At 45.0% G+C, this 19,936-nt stretch carries 9 protein-coding genes; 1 reads left to right on the top strand and 8 read right to left on the bottom strand.

What is annotated here, in order from left to right; genetic code table 11:
- Positions 1-152 precede the first annotated feature (152 nt).
- The 8 genes from Xbud_RS12970 to yfcD form a co-directional block, all read right to left on the bottom strand.
- Entirely contained in the window at positions 153-950 is a 798-nt protein-coding gene (locus Xbud_RS12970; protein ID WP_099136455.1) for an amidohydrolase, read from the bottom strand.
- Between the two features lie 63 nt (positions 951-1,013).
- The gene (locus Xbud_RS12965; protein ID WP_099136454.1) at positions 1,014-2,246 is read right to left on the bottom strand and encodes an SDR family oxidoreductase; all 1,233 of its coding nucleotides are present in this window, start codon (positions 2,244-2,246) and stop codon (positions 1,014-1,016) included.
- 112 nt (positions 2,247-2,358) lie between these two features.
- Complete coding sequence (locus Xbud_RS12960) at positions 2,359-3,126, bottom strand: SDR family NAD(P)-dependent oxidoreductase (protein WP_099136453.1); 768 nt, start codon at positions 3,124-3,126, stop codon at positions 2,359-2,361.
- The gene (locus Xbud_RS12955) at positions 3,123-6,158 is read right to left on the bottom strand and encodes a PfaD family polyunsaturated fatty acid/polyketide biosynthesis protein (RefSeq protein WP_099136452.1); all 3,036 of its coding nucleotides are present in this window, start codon (positions 6,156-6,158) and stop codon (positions 3,123-3,125) included. Before Xbud_RS12955 ends, Xbud_RS12960 begins: the two co-directional genes overlap by 4 nt.
- On the bottom strand, positions 6,155-10,630 hold the full coding sequence (locus Xbud_RS12950) for a polyketide synthase family protein (RefSeq protein WP_099136451.1): 4,476 nt from the start codon (positions 10,628-10,630) through the stop codon (positions 6,155-6,157). Before Xbud_RS12950 ends, Xbud_RS12955 begins: the two co-directional genes overlap by 4 nt.
- Positions 10,631-10,833: 203 nt before the next feature.
- On the bottom strand, positions 10,834-16,905 hold the full coding sequence (locus Xbud_RS12945) for a type I polyketide synthase (protein WP_099136450.1): 6,072 nt from the start codon (positions 16,903-16,905) through the stop codon (positions 10,834-10,836).
- A gap of 194 nt (positions 16,906-17,099) precedes the next feature.
- Positions 17,100-18,107, bottom strand: coding sequence for a DUF6347 domain-containing protein (locus Xbud_RS12940; protein ID WP_099136449.1), 1,008 nt, complete (start codon positions 18,105-18,107; stop codon positions 17,100-17,102).
- Between the two features lie 472 nt (positions 18,108-18,579).
- Complete coding sequence (gene yfcD, locus Xbud_RS12935; protein ID WP_099136448.1) at positions 18,580-19,101, bottom strand: NUDIX hydrolase YfcD; 522 nt, start codon at positions 19,099-19,101, stop codon at positions 18,580-18,582.
- A 208-nt stretch (positions 19,102-19,309) separates the two neighbouring features.
- Here yfcD and Xbud_RS12930 point away from each other — a divergent pair, with 208 nt between their 5' ends.
- Positions 19,310-19,924: a glutathione binding-like protein gene (locus Xbud_RS12930; RefSeq protein WP_099136447.1), complete on the top strand. Its 615-nt coding sequence runs from the start codon at positions 19,310-19,312 to the stop codon at positions 19,922-19,924.
- The last annotated feature ends 12 nt before the right edge of the window (positions 19,925-19,936 follow it).

The following is a 19,936-nucleotide window of genomic DNA, read 5'->3' as shown; positions in this document are numbered from 1 at the left end:
CATCTTCCTTCAATAAAACACGATTACATGACAAAATAGCTTTGATACGTGACAAAACAGCCCCGGGCGTCATGCCAGAAAAGGCATATCCCCTAAATCCATTCTTTCAACACTTATTTCTGCAATTTCCTGCAAAATCTAAATTCGGAACGTCACTCCCTCAAAATGCTTTCTTTTAGAACAAAAGGATCCGCATCTTTCAGGAAAGGGAAGCGTTCTCTGACATCCCGCACATGAGCAAGAGAGATAGTCATGGTGTTTACTGCCTCGTTATCCCGCTCGTGCAGTAAGATTTCACCCAACGGATCGATCAACATGGAATCACCTGTATAGTCGAGTTGATTACCATCCTGCCCCACACGATTGACCCCGATAACATAGCTCTGGTTTTCAATTGCACGAGCCTGCAACAGGGTACACCAGTGCAGAGAGCGTCTGGCAGGCCAACTGGCGATATAAAGCGCTACATCGTAGTGACCATTGATATTGCGTGACCAAATCGGGAAACGCAGGTCATAACAAATAAAAGTGGCAATCTTCCAACCTTTGAAATCCACAATCAGCGGGGCATTACCTGCTGTGTATTCATGATCTTCCTGAGCGAAAGAGAAGAGGTGTTTTTTGTCATAGTGAGCAATGGAACCGTCTGCATTGACCCACAGCAAACGGTTATAGAAATGCTGGTTTTCAGTGATAATCATACTGCCGACAATCGTACACCCCTTCGCGGCTGCCTGCTTTTTCATCCACTGGATACTGGGGCCATCCATCGTTTCAGCAATGGCTTGTGGCTTCATACTGAACCCTGTAGTGAACATTTCCGGCAAAATGATCAGATCACTATCAGTCACTTGCGCAATGTGGCGTTCGATATATTCACGGTTTTTTGTTGCATTTTCCCAAACCAAATCGGTTTGAATCATCGTTACCTTAAGATTCTGAGCAGTCATTGCAAACTCCGTTTCAATATATGTTTTGTATATATTTTGTTATTTATTTTTTATCAACATTCATTACAGGTCAGCATCAAACAGATGTTCCAGATAACCACTCTGTGCCGACATTTTGCGGATTTCGCCCTTTTCTCCCTGCTGTTGAGGAGGCGGAATGAAATCGGATTCAATTAAGTAGTTGAAATAACGGAAAAGCAGTGTTTTATCTGATGGTGGGCATTGAATACCGCTGCCACTGAGTAAATCCATTGTCATCTCTGTGGCATATTTGGCTTTTTCATTCATTTCTATGCCGCTATGAGCGAGTGCCAATATGTCAGTAAAAACTGAACGGTAAGGTTTCCCATTGAGATACAAACAGTTTTGTGCCAACGCTTCCATGTAGTCATCGTTGTCAACGGTTTCAATGTGATAACCGAATTCCCTCAGGAAGAAAACAATATCGTTGAAAGTGATTGGGTCGGGAGCCGTCAGATGAAGGGTTTTTCCATTAAATTTTTCGATATCTAAAATGGCATACAATGCTGCTTTCGCGACATAATCCACCGGAGAAATATCAAAATCTTCCTGTGAATTGAACGTGAGCCCGGTCTCCACCAATGCCCTGATCATTTCATAATAAATGCCTTTGACTTTAGTTTGCCGCAATGGGTAGCTGCCATCGGTACTATCGCCCCAAATATTGCCCGGACGCACAATGACCCACTTAAGACCTTTTTCCCCCGCACGATGGACAGCCTGTTCCGATTCAAATTTGGTACGTTCATAATCCATGTCATCAAATCTCTGCCCCACATCAAGATCCGTTTCATGCAGGACAAAACCGTCACTATATAGATGTTCTCCCGCTACACTAAAGCTGGAGGTATAAAGCATCGGTATATTGCCCTGTAGGCAGAATTCAATGATATTCTGTGTTCCCAACACATTAACAGGCGCAAGCCGGCCATAAGATGCCACTAAACTGGTCCAGGCAGCACAATGGATCACTCTGTCAATTTTGCCGGTTAATTCTGCGTAAAGCTCTGCTGTCAGCCCAAGATCTGTTTTCGTAATATCACCCAATACAGGAATAATACGGTGAAGCTGGTCTCGACTCCGTTTTTCCTGATCGTAGGTGAACAAAAAATCTGCCAAACGCGCCAGTGCCTGTGAATTATTTTCAGCTCTTATTAGGCAATATACACTGGCATCAGTTGTAGTCAGTACTTCAAGTAAGACCCTGCCCCCCATGACACCTGTTGCGCCGGTAACTAAGATGTTTTTGGTATCTTTTTTGGTATGGTTGAGCATGTTTATCCCCTACACCTAATGATTAAATGTGTTACTTGCTGTTTTTTCATACCTGTTATCTTTCAGGTAGCAGCTTTACTGGCTGCCCCCTGAGATCTATCGGTATACGCTCTTATATGGTGCCAACACGCATTCCACCATCCAGTGAGATCACTGCGGTATTGAGATAATTGGTTTTACAACTCGCCAAAAATCTCACAACTTCAGCCACATCATCTGATGTTCCCCAACGCCCAACAGGCACAATCGAACGCACAATCTTATCTTCTGCCGCAGATTCCATCGGACCAGAACTGACGAACTGCTCCAGCATGTCAGTTTTGCAAATCCCCGGAGCAACGGCGGTGACACTGATATTCAACGGTCCCAGCTCACGCCCCCACGATTCTGTAGCAGAAATTAATCCCGCTTTTGATGCACCATAAGCAGCACTTCCCGCCGCTCCCCAAATGCCAGCAACGGAAGCGATATTGATAATGCGCCCATATTTCTGCTGCGCCATATGGCGAACAAAAATCGTTGTACAGTTGAAAGCACCGACCAGATTGACATCGATCACTTTGACGGACTCCGGCAACCCTCTGCCCGACAGACAGAAAGCCCGGTGGATAATGCCTGCATTGTTCACCAGAACGGTGATCGTCTTGCCTAATGTTTCCGTGATCTGTTGCTCCGCCCGTTCGACGGAAGCAATATCAGTCACATCCATTTCAAAAATTGCCAGGGATTCAGGGTGCCCGAGGCGCTCCTGAAGGAGCGCCAGTTTTTGTATGCTGATATCCGTTGCGGCCACCAGATAACCAATATCCAACAGTGTTTTGGTGATCGTGGTGCCGAATCCCCCTGCCGCACCGGTTACAACAGCAATTTGCCGACTCATCCAACCAGCCCTTCTTTAAATGTGATATCAATCACCTTGCGGGCATTTTCCATTGCATCGAAGATCCGCTCTTCGAAGAAACGTACATCATCCTGTGACATCAACAGGTTAGGGTACATGCGGGACAACGGAGAGAACTGGATACCATAGCGTTTGGAAATTTCACGAATGATGATGTCGCAGAATTTAACCTTATCGCTGTAACCTTCAGAAGAGTTGACTGGCGTGTCCTGAGAGTGATAAACCAGTGCGGTCGGCATTCCCTGTACAACCAGTGGCAGGTCAACAGCTTCTGCGGCTTTCACAAAGACATTGGAAATCTGGCGCATAACGTCACCCATGCGTTCATAACAGCCGGGATCTTCCTCAATCAATCTGAAAGTTGTCTGGATAGCAGCCAGCCCAAGCGGATAACCATTGAAAGTTCCTGCATGGATGACTTTCCCACGGGTGTACAGATTCATAATGTCACGGCGACCGGCAATAGCGGAGATTGGTATAGCACCACCGCCCAATGCTTTACCGAAAGTTGCCAGATGAGGGGTTACACCCAGTATTTTCTGTGCGCCTCCCAGTCCCAAACGAACACCGGTGATGATTTCGTCGAAAATCAGCACAATGTTATATTTCTCACACAGTGCCTTGGTTTTCTCCAGATAACCTTCAACAGGGAAAATACCCCCGCCGTTAATGCAAAGCGGCTCCATCAGAACAGCAGCGATTTCATTGTGGTAACGCTCTACGGTGGCAGTTAATATATCGATGTCATTCCACGGCAGCATAAAAGACTGATCGGTAATGACTTTAGGATCACGCCCCAATGTATCTAACAAGTCACCTTTGAACTGCTCTGGCACCGGGTAAGTCAGATCCTGCTTCTTGCGCCAGCCCATAATGTTGTCAGCATTGCCATGATAGTGACCGTGGAAACGAATAAAACGGTTTTTGCCAGTAAAGGCACGGGCAAGACGCAGCGCGTTTTGTACCGCTTCTGTTCCGCTCAGGCAAAAACGGACCATTTCAGCACAAGGGATGTGTTTGACCATCGTTTCACAAACACCGACTTCCAAATCACAGGTGTCAACGGAAGTCACTTTATTCATGTATTCGATCAACGAACTGTTGTAAGCCTCATTATGATGCCCAACCAGTAATGCCCCAAATTTGCAGAACAGATCCAGATGTTCATTACCATCCAAATCCCACACACGGGATCTTTCCCCACGATTAAACGGGATCACCAACGGACGTTCAGGATCACCAAAGTTATAGTGTGACCCGCCGGGCATCAGATCCCAGCATTTTTTATAAAAGCCTTTTGAATTGTCCAAACATAATTTTGTTGAAGCATCCATAGATTCTTTACTCCTCACCTTTGATTCTTGCTCATATTTTTGGTCGGGTTGTTCGTGATCGGATTGTTTTTGATCAGATAGCTCGTGATTAAGCAATACATGCCGTTTCACTTGTTCAGGTACAACAACATTGAATAATTCGAGTAATGCTATACGGGTCAGATAGGCCGCCCCATTCATCAATAGTTTGGCGATATCACTAACATGTCTGTTTTCAACCGCTTCAAATGGAGTGCCTTTCAGCCATTCGTTCATGGCACCCATGGCCGCGCCACACCAGATTTGGTAATCCATATTGCGTACAGGATCACCAGTAATCGCCCAACGGGACGATTGACCGAGATACCACTGGAAGACCAGCGCCATTTTTTTCTTCGGCTGTTTTTCTGCTTTGGTAATGGTGTCGGGTTGGTTGAGGGTATGGAAATAGTGGATAGTTTCCTGCCAGATATCTGACAGTGGTTTATGAAACACCTGTTTTTCCAGCAGGGTAATTTCTTGTTCAGGTATGTCATCCAGGCTGTCGTATTGTTTATATAGGTTGTACAGTTTCTGTGCCCGCACAGCGTACATACTCCCCTGTTTCAACACCTGTACTTTGGCACCCAGTTCAAACATATCCGCTGACGGAGCAGTGGCAACATCGTTGATCCGGGCTTGTGCCAGCATTTTTTTCACCGCATCAGATGTTCCCGATTCCACACAGCTCTGGTTGATTGAACCAGTGACAACATAAGCGGCTCCCAGTGCAAAAGCCGCCAGAATGGCATGAGGTGTTCCCAAACCACCCGCAGCGCCAATCCGTACTTGGTAGCGATTATGGGCGCCGTTTTGGGTTTCATCTGCGATTTCATCCCGTAACTGCACAATGGAACGGAAAATACAGGCCAATACACCTTGATCGGTATGTCCGCCGGAATCGCCTTCTACGGTGATGTCATCTGCCATTGAGACTTGTCGTGCCAGCTCTGCCTGTTCCGGGGTGATAAGCCCGTCTGTCAGTAATTTTTGTAGCATGTTTTCGGGAGCCGGACGCAGGAAGTGTTGTGCCACTTCCCGACGGGAAACTTTGGCAATCAGGCGGTGGTGACGCAGGATTGTGCCATCAGGCTGTTGGGTCAGACCACTGACACGGTAATAGACCAGCGCCGGGCTGAGATTGATATAGGCCGATGCTTCAATTACCCGCACCTGATTTTCTATACACAGACGCACGCAAGCCATTTCCCATTCAGGATTGCCGGGGTTGTGCAGCAAATTAACTCCGAATGGCCCTTCCGGCAATGCCTGCCGGATACGTGCAATTGCTTCTGCGATCCGCTGGATACGTAAGCCACCGGAACCAAAGATCCCCAGAATGCGCTGTTTGCCTAACGCGATAACCATCTCTTCCGAGTGGATACCGTTAGCCATCGCACCGGCATAGTAGGCGTAATCCACGCCATAATCCGCCATGAAGCCGGCATCTCCTAAACTGCCTGCCGTTATTGCCGGCAGGCTACCCAGAACGGAAGCCTTTTCTGCCACCGGCTCATCTGCTGATAATAGTGAAACGGATGTGCCGGATTTTATAACCCGCAGTTCGGCAGCCAAATCTTGCAAATGGGAGAGGCTTTCCATCAACAGATGTGCTTTTGGCTGGTGACCCGATAAATTGACAGATAAGTGCTGATTCATTTTGTGGCGTCCTGTTCCAATTCTGCTACACCTGCTCCGGTCATTTGCTGGGGCTGACGACGGACATACCGCACTCCCATGTTGTCACTTATCCCCACCACACTGCCGCGGTATAAAGTTTCTGCAATGAAAAACAGGGTGACAGATTCCAGTTTGTCGTTTATGTCCGTATAGCGGGCTTCAATGGACTTACAGGTCAACCGGTATTGCAGCACATTCCGCTCACATTGCACTTCACCACGGAATTTGGCATTGGTTGTATGATCGGTCAGCGTCTGTACTTCCAGATCAGGCAGGGAATTTAATCCAAGATAGAATAGGTAGAATTTCATCAATTGTTCCGAACCTTCCACCAGCAGGGTTCCCGGCATAACAGGATCATTTTTGAAATGCGCCTTAAATGCCCAGTGTTCAGGATCGATATCAAACTCACCCACTATCTGCCCCAGACCAAACATTCCCCCCATTGTGTCAACGCTGAGGATCCTACTTAACATACGGGTATCAGGTGTACACAGATTTTTGCCATAGATACGACCATATTGGGAACCGAAACAGGCCGTCAGATCACCATTCATCACGTAGGTGATGTCCTGCTCGGTGAATGTTGTCCGGCCACAATGCAGCAGTTCCTTATGTAAGAATTCGGCATATGACGGCTCATGTTGTGATTGTTTGTTTTTTGATAACAGCGTGAACGGTTTTGCCGCTCCGGCTGGTTTGGCTCTGGTAAAATAAGCTCTGGTATCAAATTCCCCCGCTTTCTCAATTTCTTTACGGCTAAAGAAACCGGAAGCCGCTACCAGTCTGAATACCAGACGTTCCCCCACGTAGCAAAGGTATTCATAATTCGCCAGAAAACGGCCACCTATCCGTATAACTGAGGTGATATTGACACGTCCGCGCAATACTTCGCCTGCCTTTGGCATTTCGCTGTAAATTGTCGTGCTGCAATCCACTGCCCGGTAGCAAAGCTCTCCTTTGAACATCATGTCACAGCCTATAACTGTAAACGCCACGATCATCGCATGAGATGACTCCAGCGCGACAAAGGAAGGAACATGATCATTCACGACATACCACGCATCTTCGGGAATATCGTACTCCCATTCAATGTAGCAGGGCTCCAGTTTGTCTTTTACAGCAGAAAGCGCCGTAATGCGGGAAACAAACATAAACGGTGGCGATGGCATACGGGTACGTATCGGATAGCTGTCCACTTCCGCATAATCAGGCCCCAGAATCTTCTCCACGCTGCCGTCGGTCAATTCCAGTAATTGTTGTTCGTCAAAAATTACCGGCAAAGTTATCTCTGATTTTTTCGGCATAACCGATTTGGGCATAGCCTTTGTAACAACAGGTTGGATAACTGGCATGGGTTGCGAATTTATTGACGGTGTACCCGGCATTTCTACCAAATGCTGTTTTATCAATTGATAAAATGTCTGTTCCAATTGCAGATAACGCAGTTGGGTATTGGCATTGCGGATGAAATGGTTAACTTCCATCGACAGTGGCATTTTCTGCGCTGTTTCTGCCTTGCTTAGTTCTGCCTTGTTTGGCTCGTTTGACGGTACAGCAGCCGCAGCCAACGCTGCGAAACGATCCACGGTCTGGGCGTTGAGAATGAATTCCTCTACTGTTTTTTCTCTCGCAGTATAAACTGTCACTTTCAGGCTGGGCTGATCTGACGCCGGTAGCCTGGTTGGACGTGCACGTTTTCCGTTCTGGGGTTCACTTAAAATCACATGATTGTAGGAGCGGTCGATACCCAAGTGACTGATTGCAGCACGACGAGGGGCTTTGAACGGCGCTGGCCACGCCTGAGTTTGTACTGGTAAGTGGAATTTTCCCTCTGCATAATATGCCAACTCCTGACGATGAGGGTAATCCGGCAATACCGGTAAGTATCGTTGTGTCAGTTGCAGGGCCGATTTAATAATGCCGAACAGGCCAGCAGATGCAAACAGATGTCCGTAATTGGCTTTCAGAGTACCGATAGCCGTCGTTGGTTGCCCGTCTGTCGCACCATAGACCCGCCCCAACGCAGACAATTCAGTTGCAATCTCTCCAGATTTGCCGCCCGCATACAACTCAACATAACCGACCTGATCTGCGCTACAACCGGCTGCGGTCAGGCTTGATTGCGCGGCTGCCACAATGGCATCTTCATTTACTGTGAAATCAAGGGAGTGATCAGGCAAATAGCAAGTACCAATCCCATCCAACACGGCATAAATCGGTGTATTGTCACTAATGGCATCCTGCTCGCGTTTGAGAACAATCACTCCGCCACCATCCCCGACTATCTGATTTCCGTGCTCAGACTGGTGATCCCACAACACATTTTCCAGAGTGCCGCCGAAACTGGTACAGGCAACTATCACTGCATCCACATGTTGTCTGGTCAGCATAAACTGAGCCAGTTCCAGTGCTTTAAACGGAGAGTTTTCTTCACCATAAAGCGTAAATGCCGGGCCATTTAGTTTCAAATGTGCCGCCAAACGGCTCGCCACAATATTACCAATCCCCCCGGTAATACCTTCGGGATAAGGTTTCGGGAACAGGCTATCTTTTACGATCTCCTGCAAAGCAAGGGTATCTTCTGCCGACAATTGAATACCTTGACTATTCAGGCTCTGTTTCAATTGCCAGCTAATTTCATTACGTACCTGATAACGCAGACAGCTATAGTCGATACCTCCCGCCACAATTACGGCAATATTACGCTTACTGCCATCCAATCGATAACCGGCATCAAGAAATGCACGTTCCGCGATAGGCAACAGGAACAGATGACAACTTAAGTGTGCTCCGACAACATTCGGTGGCAATTTGAATTTCTTACAGTCAAATTCAAATGTTTCGATATAGGAGCCTAAAGGTGGCTGACTCACTCCACGCATTGCCAACACATCAGAGCGTTCCTCCATGCCAATCCAACGGGTTTTCGGCAGTGGATAAAAGTGCTGAGTGCCTTGCTGTAATACCTGATCCAGCGTCTGGTTATCCTCAGTTTTCGCCATATGTACGCCAATACCGACAATAGCCAGTGGATCAATTTTCTGCGTTTCTTCTGACTGGAATGATACACAGGCAGCCCGTCGTTCAGGGGTATCCTCACTGACAACCATATGCCCGTTGACACCACCGAAACCAAAGGCATTAATCCCGGCGCGTTTAGGGCGCTGACTTTCGGGCCAGGGCCTGGCTTTCCGCACAATATAATCGATATTGAGCTTCCCTTGGGGTGTTGAAACCAGTTGATTGACCCGTGGCGTGGCAGGGATCAGGTTATGCTGCATAGCTAACAAGACTTTCAGCAGACTCCCCATACCTGACGCAGTGAGCATGTGACCATTGATAGCTTTATTAGCACCAATTAATGGAATTTTTCCCTGTCCATCAAGATTATGTTCACCAAAAAAGGTTTCAATAGTCGATAGCTCGATTTGATCCCCGATATTAGTGCCGGTTGCATGACACTCAATGTAATCGATGTTCCGCGAACTATTCCGATAAGCACGTTCCAATGCAACATTTTGTCCTTGCTGATCGGGTACTAACAAATGCTTAGTACCCGCATCGTTGGACAAGCCAATAGATTCAACTATGCCATAGATTTTATCGTTATCACGGACAGCATCGGCATAACGCTTGATAGCAACGACGCCAACACCTTCACCGGCTTTTACGCCTTTGGATGCTTTGTCAAAAGGAATAGACTCACCCTTTTCAGGGAAAACCTGCAAAATATTAAATCCGTGGTCGATATAGATATGGTCTACATGGCAAATTGACCCAACCAGCATCATGTCTGCCTTGTGGCTGAGAAGATAATCAGCGCCCAGTTTGATGGCATACAACGCTGACGCACATGCAGCATCAAGGCAATAACGGGGACCTGCCAGTCCAAGTGCCAATGCCGCAATTGTGGCATTGTACCCGCCGGTTATTAAATTCTGGTCAGAATGATTATCTTGTGGCCAGAATTGATTAAATTGAAAATCCGGTCGCCCAATTAATTTTTGAATATAGGGTTGTAATATTTTGTGATAGAACGGACTCATTAATTTTTTAGTTGAATGAGTCGGCATACCGATACTACCGAGAATTAGTCCTGTTTTTTGCAATACATTTTTATGCTGGCGATAGCCACTGTCGTTTAATGCCTGATCTGCTGCATAGATTGTCCATTTAAATAGATCATCCAGTGTATTTAATTCTTCTTCCGGCAAGTTATATCCTTTGCCATCAAAATGAAAATCACGAACGTGACCATTATTGACATAATTAATGGTGTCAGGTGTACCGGCAACCGGAGAATAATAACAGGCCGGATCAACCCCCAATTCCAGAGCCGATAAAGGTGTGGAACAATCCTTTTCGTGTAACAGGTTATCCCAATATTTTTCAGGGGTATCTGCTCCGGGAAATAAACACCCGACCCCAATAATTGCAATATGTTCCATAAAGGAGAGACTCCTTAATATGATAGCGTTCCCCTGAGCGAATATTTTCACTCAGGTATATTAGCAACCTGAATTTTATTATTTATAACTCATGATTATTTTTCGTTATTCAGCATAATTCTTTCACTATTTAATTTATTCATTATTTAATGACTCCATTATTTAATGGAGTCATTCTTTTGTGATTTTTATACTTTCACTTTTCAAATTGCAGCGTTATTGATTACATTACGTAATTTATTAGGTATCGTTTTTTTCGGAGCCATATAAGTTTTCCCTCCAATAGTAATTTGACGCGAACGGGGATCACTAAACTCACGTACAAAACGTTTTATTCCCTCGTCAAGCGGAATAATCACCATGTTCTGAGCCTCATAAGCCCGTTTGAGAACATCGCTGACCATACCGCCATCCCACGGCCCCCAATTCACTGAACGGATTATCTGGCTATTTTTGCCACCGAAAGGCAGGTAGGCAAATTTGTTCAGCGTCTCGTTTGCCAGTGAATAATCGGTTTGCCCCGCGTTACCAAAGAAGCCGGAAACTGATGAAAACAGCATGATATGGCGCAGAGATGTGTAATCCAACCCACGACATACGTTTTCAAGCCCTTTGACTTTGGCATTAAACACCGAATGTAAATCCGCCAGCGTTTTCTTTTCGATCCGCTTATCCGCCAGATTTCCGGCACCATGAATTAAGCCTGTTATTGGCCCAAACTGCTGCCGGGCTTGCTCCAATACCCTCTTCACCTGTTCCTGAACAGTGATATCGCAATGCAGATATATAACACGCGCCCCTGCTTGCCTGATCGCCTGTAATGTGGCGTTGATTTCGTCAATATGGATAAGGCGGCTCAACATACTATTGACCTTAACCGGTGTCGGCTGAATCCCTTGTCCTTGCAGATGGGCAATAGCTGCCGTTTTGCGTTCAGCCAAGGTTGTTTTGCCTACAGACCATTCCGGCAACGGTGTAGTCATATCGGTACGTCCGAGCAGAATAAAAGCCGCCTGACTCTGTTTTGCCAGTTCAATAACACAGTGTGCTGTAATACCACGGGCTCCCCCTGTCACAACTAGTACATCATGGGGACTGACCTGCATGGCTGATGCCGCTGATAATACTTTTTCTTCCTTCAGCGCCAATGTCATGCGTTCACCATTTACACTGCGTCCAATTTCTGCCACATCAGTCCGGCTATCCTGAAGCTCTTCTATCACTACCTTTGCCACGTCGCTGTCTTTCATTCTGGCATCAATGTCTACGGTGCGGCAGAAGACATTCCCCCATTCAATATTCAGCGATTTGGTCAATCCAGTGATGCCCGCAGAAACAATCGGTAAGTATTCACGCCCGGAAGTCAGCAGTTCACCATCCCCCCGCATAATTACCATGAAGTATCCCGGCAGTTTCCCGTCACGGGTAAGGCTGCCTTGCAGGCGTTTTGCCAACAGGAAAGTGGTTTCAACTGAGCGGTAATCCTGCTCATTGAATACATCAGCCAATGCCTTAACCCCCTGTTTCAGAGCCTGCAAATAGATGACTCCTTCAATAGTGCCATGTTGCTGTTCAATATCTGCCAATACAGCATCCAGCACAGATTCGTCACCCATTGCGGCCTGATTTTGCTTCAGTGACAGAACGACCACTTGCTGTCCCCGCTGTTCCAGTACTTCCACGATGTTCTCTACAACCGTCTTATCTGCGACCAGGTTATCCACACTGGTTGTTCCCTCTTCCACCACCAGCCAGCGTTTGGGGGATGAAAAAACATCCTGCAAACAATCCGGCATTGGCAGAGGTTGTTTCACCACCGCAAAACGGGAAACGGGCGAGTCTGCAAAGAGCTTTTCTTCATCTTCTTTATTTAGTGCAATATTATGATTCAGTTCAGGCTGAACCGCAGAGGACACCATCCGTTGCGATTCAGCTAGCGGCTTTTTTACGTTGTAGCCCTCAGATGAAGCCGTTGTCGAGGTGACAAATCCCAATGACCGCAATTTGTCGGATGCCCCTCCACTGCCTTCCGCAACAACAACTTGCTCTTTTTCATGGTGTTCTACAGGTGGCTGTACCTGTTCTGGCTCAGATCCGAGCCCCTTGTTATACAAGGCACTCACTGCTTCATCGATCATGTGCTTGAAGAAGTCACTCATCTTAGCAATAGTGCTCAACGAATCGACTTCGAAGTTTTCCATATCTTTATTTCTTGCTGTCTCACTATAAAGCCCCATGTTCGCAGAGAATGCATCAAACATCGCCCCGAAGATTTCCAGCCGCTTAATGGAGTCAATACCCAGATCCGCCTCCAGATCCATCTCTGAGCTGATCATATCCTGCGGATAACCGGTTCTTTCACTGACAATGTTGATCAATTGGCTGATGATGCTTTCTTCAGTGATCCGCTCAAGATGTTTAATCAGTTTTTCTACTTCAGGATCAAGTACTTTCGCCTGCAATTTGACGACCGCTTTTTCCGGTTCTGGCTCAAGCTTAATCGGTTCGTTAGCCGATTCAGAAGAAACCATTGATACCACTGACGTAACCGGAACTTCCTCAGTCTTAGGTATTTCTGGTATTTCTGGCATTTCTGGCATTTCTGGCATTTCTGGCATCATTGGGCGCACTGCCTCAATTTTTTCCACCATTTCTACTGGCTGTATGTTAGATACAGGGGCAGAAATAGATTCAGCAGGTTTTACCGGGGCAGAATATTCGACAACAGATTGAGTCAGACGGCTAACCGATGCCATAACAGGTGCTGCCTGCCCGGACTGGAACAGGCTCTGTTGCGTCATAAAATAGCGTTCATGATTGGTATGGTATAATTCGAGGTTTTTGTCCAACAATTGAACACTTTGACTCAAACTGGAGAGCATCGTTGGCAGGTTCTGGTGATCTTTGCAACTTTCCAGCAAACTGTATTGTTTCTCCAGTAACATACTCAACAACTGGATGTACTCTTTTTGATTCGTCTGAAATTGCTGGTGTAGTTGACTCATTACCTGTTGAGCCTGCAACAGTCCATTTAATGTTTCAGCATTTTGGCTTTCGCTCAATTTATTATTCTGTTCCATGGGGTTATCTCGTCGTTGAATAATTGTCAGAACGTTCTGTTGGAAAAATTCGGCTGAAACAGGTTGCTTGTGTTCAATCACCTTTTCAGTCTTCTTTTCAATCTTGCTTTCAATCTCGTTTTCAATGTAACTTTCAACGGCATCTTCGATGTTATCGACGACTCCGCTTTCAACTTCATGCTCAGGGTGACTTTCAATTTCTGCCGATACTGCCTTTTCTGGCTGTGGTAATGATCCCGCGATAAACCGCTCAACAACAGCATGATCACCATCACGCAAGGCATGTTGACGCCGAGCTTTATTTTTCTCGGATAAGAAGAAACCGCCGCTTAGTCTGAATGTCAGACGTTTACCTTTGTCTTCTTCCACTGGCTTGATGCGGACATGCTGGTTTATATCCCACAGCCTGACACCTTCTGCCAGTAATTTGGCCTGAGCACGGGCTAACTGTAATCTCTCTTCCCCTTTATCACTGGGGTTGGTTGAAATCACGGTATGCTCCCGGTTTTTCAAAATATCAGATACTAATTTGCCTAAGACACCTTTCGGCCCGAACTCAACAAATAAGCGCCCTCCCTGCTGGTAAATTGCCTCTATGGTCTGACGGAACTTAACTGGTTTTATCAGTTGTTCTGCCAACAATTCCCGAATTACTCGTGGTGAATTGTCATAGGGTTCTGCTGTTGCACTAGAGAATAATTTGCACTCTGGTGGCTGGAAATGGATATCAGTCAGGCACTCACGGTAAGGCTGATAGGCCGGCTGAATAAATTTCGTATGGAAAGCGGCAGAGACAGGCAAAATACGGCAATGAATATTCTGTTTTTTCAACTCATCATGTAGCTGATTAATCTGGTCAGTTTCTCCTCCAAAGACCACCTGCTGTTCAGAGTTATCATTAGCAATGACAATACCTGTATAACGTTGCAGAATTTCTTCACGTTGTGCATGGGTCAAAGAAGCTGCCAGCATCGCACCAGCATCCGAATCAGTACTACAGAGCTGGCTAGCTGATGCAGCGGCCCATCCCCTTGCCAGAGAAACGCGGTGGAAATCTTTCTCGGAAAGTACTCCCGCAGCCCAGAGAGCTGTGACTTCACCATAACTATGACCCGCGACAAAATCAGGTCTGAAGCCCATATTTTTTAATATATTGAAATAACCCGCACTGATTGCCCCTAATGCAGGCTGGGCATTAGCAGTGTCTGTCAGCCGTTGCTGCTGTTTTGTATGTTCTTCTTCTGAAAAGGCAGGTACGGGATAAATAACAGGGGACAATTCATGACCTGACTGACTGATAGCGACATCATCCAGTGCTTCCAGTGATTGACGCATTTCAGGATAGTCATTGGCAATATCCCGCGCCATATTGACATACTGCGAACCCTGACCGGGGAACAGAGCAACAACCTTGCCATCCAGTGCTTTTCCTTTAGGCTGATAATAGATCCCGCGGGGATGTTCCCAACCGTTGGTGCTATTTTGCTGTAACTGGCTTTGTTGTAACTGATTAACAGCGATAGAAAGCAATTCCGCTGTTTGTGCTACAGATTGAGAAACGAACACAACTCTGGCCTGATGCGACTGTAAGTTTTCAATGTCTTGTTGCTCAAGATGCCGACGAATGGCATTTTCCGGTAAATCGCCAGTGAAGCGGGATAAAGCTGCCTCACACAGTGAAAGCAAGTCCGCGGGATTTTCACCTTTAAACAACATGATCCAAGGTGATTCATTCAACCGATAACGGCCGTGTGTCTGTTTTTCATACTCTTCCAGAATAGCGTGGAAGTTAGTACCACCAAAACCAAAGGCACTTAATGCCGCCCGGCGTGGTGCATTGCTGAATGAACGTAGCCACGGTCTGGCTTCACTGTTGACGTAGAAAGGGCTGTTTTCTGACATCAACAGATCGGTAGGCTTCTTCACATTAATAGTTGGTGGCAATACCTTATGGTGTAACGCCAATGCAACTTTGATCATAGAAGCAGCGCCGGCTGCACAACGGGTATGTCCAATCTGGGATTTGATACTACCAATCGCCACTGATTTCGGCGGGATCTGAAACTCGCCAAACACAGCATGCAGACTCTTAAGTTCTGTATCATCACCTGATGCTGTCCCTGTACCGTGTGCTTCAACCAGCTGAATATCACCCGGCACAATCCCCGCACAAGCATAGGCTCGTTTCAGTGCTTTTACCTGCCCTTCCAGACGGGGTGCAAAAATACTTTTAGCACGGCCATCACTGGAGGCTTCGACAGATTTTATGATTGCATAGATCCTATCACCATCCAGTTCAGCATCTTCAAGACGCTTCAAAACCAACATACCCACACCATCCCCCAACATCATGCCATCAGCATTCTGATCGAAGGGGCGGGATACATTATTTCGCGATAATGCAGGGGTTTTGCTGAAACACAGGAAAGAAAAAATGGAGTTTTCCAGATTGACACCACCTGTTAAGACCGCATCACAGCTACCGGAATGTAACTCACCAATTGCGGCTTTGATTGCAGCAAGGCTGCTGGCACAGGCAGCATCCACCATATAAGATGTGCCACCAAGGTCAAAATAACTGGCAATTCTGCCGCAGGCAACATTGCCCAAAAACCCCGGGAAGCTGTCTTCATTCCACTCAAGATACATTCCGTGCGCGCGTTCAATAATATCGCTTGCCACTTCTTCGGAAAGACCTGACTTCATCATGATTTCGCGCAAGTAAGGAGTCTGCTGACGGGCAGACAGCGAGAATGATGTATTACCATTACCGCCTCCCCCCAAAATTACACCAATACGCTCACGATCAACTTTACTGTTTTTCTGATCCAGCAAACCGGCATCCTGCATCGCCTGCTTGGCAACATACAGAGCAAATAACTGGGTTGTACTGAGCGAATCGAGAATCGCGGGCGGAATCTTGAACTCCACAGGGTCAAAATCAATGGCAGGCACAAAACCAGCACGATGACCATAAGTTTTATCGGCGGCTGTTGGGTCTGGATGGTAAAAGTGTTCTTTTTTCCAATATTCTTCCTTTGACATCTCAGTGATATCGATCAGTGAATCCTTTTTGCCTATAATATTTTCCCAGAAATTATATAAATTCGGTGCATCCGGGAAATGAGTTGCCATCCCAACGATCGCAATATCCCCACTAATTTTCCTATCATGCAAAAAATACGTCTTGGACATACATTCCTCGCGTTTTGAACAAAACAGTCTCGTATCCAGCACATATTTAATGCACTGCATTGAGTGTTTTCACTGTCATTCACTGTCATCCGCTGTCAGGAACATCATTATTAACCATTAAATATGCTTTCGAAATCTATTCGAATACACGTAAATCAAGGTAGATTAGTAAGATATTCTGACAAGAATGTTACTTATATTTTTTTGGATAAAACTTTTGCTCTCCCTCTCAATAACCCGGCTATTGAACCTGCCACAGCGGATGTGGCTCCAACCACAGTTTCAATAACTGTTATTTGTATTGGAGAAAGATGATCTATAGATAAAAAATGCGTCACGATAAAGATTAATGCTATGACACATGCACTAAAAGCATGAATTAAAAAATACATTGAGCTTTCATCAAGCTTATCATCTTTTTCAAAGCGTAATAAATTTGCTTCGATATCAAGGATAGTTTGTTTCTGTGTCACATAAGCTATCCATAAAGAAATAATATAGGATGTTCCTCCTGCACTAAAAGCCACTACTGAAACGGTAATTACCTCTGTAAAATTACCACTTTCTTCTCGAAAATAACCATATGCTAGTAAGCCTGCAATCGCACCGGAAATAATTGCCCAAGGTAAAAAATAATTAAATATTATATGTGCGTCACTGTCTTCTTTTCTTACCTCAACTTTTTTAGTAGAAAATAGTTTCCCGTATAATTCAACAGCGTAATACTTAAGTTTGGATACAATAAAACAACTTGAAAACACTACCAATAAAAAACTTATAATTAATGCTAACCAAATGTTTAATTGTAATGAAAGTGAAGTATTCTGTAATAAAAAATAAAAAGGAAGTAGTAATATAATATAAAACATTAAAGCATAAAGGATAATTAGCCCCCATAATCGATAAGGACTTCCACGCCCACTCATCAGAACACTTGCTTCTCCAACTTTATTTAACAAAGCGCGATGAGTGTATTTATCAGAATGAGCTTTGACATTATCATAAATAATTTCAAAAGAAACTGTAATGATAGAAATCAGTGGATAAATAATAAGGTAAACACCTACTGAAGGCGGCTCTCCCCATATACCACAGAGAAAAAAGTAGATCCCACCAATAATAGTAATATCAATAAAAGCACGCACAACAGCATTGGAGAAATCAGCCATTGTCAGACCTTGTTTGAGGTTTAATGCAACCATGACACTCCCCTTGTAAATCTGACTTACTATAAATAATTATCACTGATACTTTTTATCTTTCAAGTTAACTATTTATCGGCTATTTCTATTTTTTCCGCTCTAATTGTAACTTGAAATCTATTGAGTGTATTTATTATTTTCTGTGTTATAAATTTTATAATTCTTACCACTATAAATATATGCGACTGACATTTTCCGTAATAGCGTCTTTGTATACATCTAATTGACTATAGTTTCAATTTAAAAAAATTGGCTCAATTCAAGAAAAAAAGCCAATTAATCATTTAAAAACAAATAATTAATACAACTTTACCTATATTAAAAGATTAATTATTGAGTGGTATATAAAAAAAGTAATATACATCCTATGAATTTCAAATTGCAGTCAATAAAGCAGCAATTTGAAAGACAAAAGCATAAAAGGCTCTTCAGAATGAGGAGCCTGTAAACGTTATCTTTTCAATTACGGATCTCAGCTAACATCTTTTTTGTTGCGATCCAACCATAAAGAAAGCGCCTTCAAAGAGTCAGGTGTAAATTCATCGCAACGAGCAGTAATTTCTCCAGGTGACAGCCAGTAAACCGCGAAAACTTCTTCTTCCTGTAACGCGAATGGCCCGTGGCTGACACAGCTGAATAACCCTCCCCATGTACGACAGATATCTTCCTCATAATAGAAAAGCCCATGCTCCGCAAAAGGAACTCCGGCAATTCCCAACTCTTCTTCGGCTTCACGGCGGGCAGATTCAAGCATACTTTCCCCCAGCATCACCACACCACCAGCAGTTGCATCCAATTTACCTGGGTAAAAATCTTTTGTTTCTGTGCGATGCTGAACCAGTATTTTCCCCATCCCATCATGTACAACAATGTAAGTTGCCCGATGCCTCAAGTTTTGGCTACGCATTTGCTGGCGAGTTGCCTGTGCGATGACTTCATTCTCTTCATTAACGATATCAACCCACTCAATATTTACTGATTTCTCTTGAGTCATCCTAGAACCTTTACGAAATAATCTATGAATCTAACTCTTGCTGTGTGGCGGCCTCTCTATACCCTTCGTCTTGATACAAGCACCTAACCGGAAAAATAAATCCACTCACACAGCTATAGAGGATCGATGGCATTTTACAGACAAACAAAATCAATGCTAATGTAATAAATCTAACATTTATCCTAACATTATTATTACTAGAGGTTATATGATAGATCTATACTACGCTCCTACGCCTAACGGCTATAAAATTTCACTGTTCCTTGAAGAAACCGGTCTCCCTTATACCATTCATCCAATCAATATCGGTACTGATGAACAATTTACCCCGGAATTTTTAGCCATCTCACCCAATAACAAGATCCCCGCAATTGTCGATCATGAGCCTGCTGATGGAGGGGAACCCATATCTATCTTCGAATCAGGCGCTATCTTGCTCTATCTGGCAGGAAAAACCGGGAAATTTCTGAGCCAGAATGAACGGGAACGCATTCAACAGCAACAATGGCTATTCTGGCAAGTGGCGGGATTCGGCCCGATGCTTGGACAAAACCACCATTTCAATCGTTATGCCCCAGAAGTCGTACCCTATGCGATAAACCGCTATGTGACAGAAACTCAGCGTTTATACAAGGTACTGAATACCCAATTGGAAAAAACACCGTATCTTGGCGGCAATGAATACAGTATTGCTGATATTGCCACCTATCCGTGGGCGCTGTGTTATGAATATCAAAAAATTAATTTGCAGGATTACCCTGCTGTTGAAAAATGGCTCGAAAACATCAGTCAACGGCCAGCAACAAAGGCAGCATACAAATAATGATGGAAGCTC

It is taken from the genome of Xenorhabdus budapestensis (assembly GCF_002632465.1).
Lineage (GTDB): Bacteria > Pseudomonadota > Gammaproteobacteria > Enterobacterales > Enterobacteriaceae > Xenorhabdus > Xenorhabdus budapestensis.
This window is presented reverse-complemented; position numbering and strand designations above follow the sequence as displayed.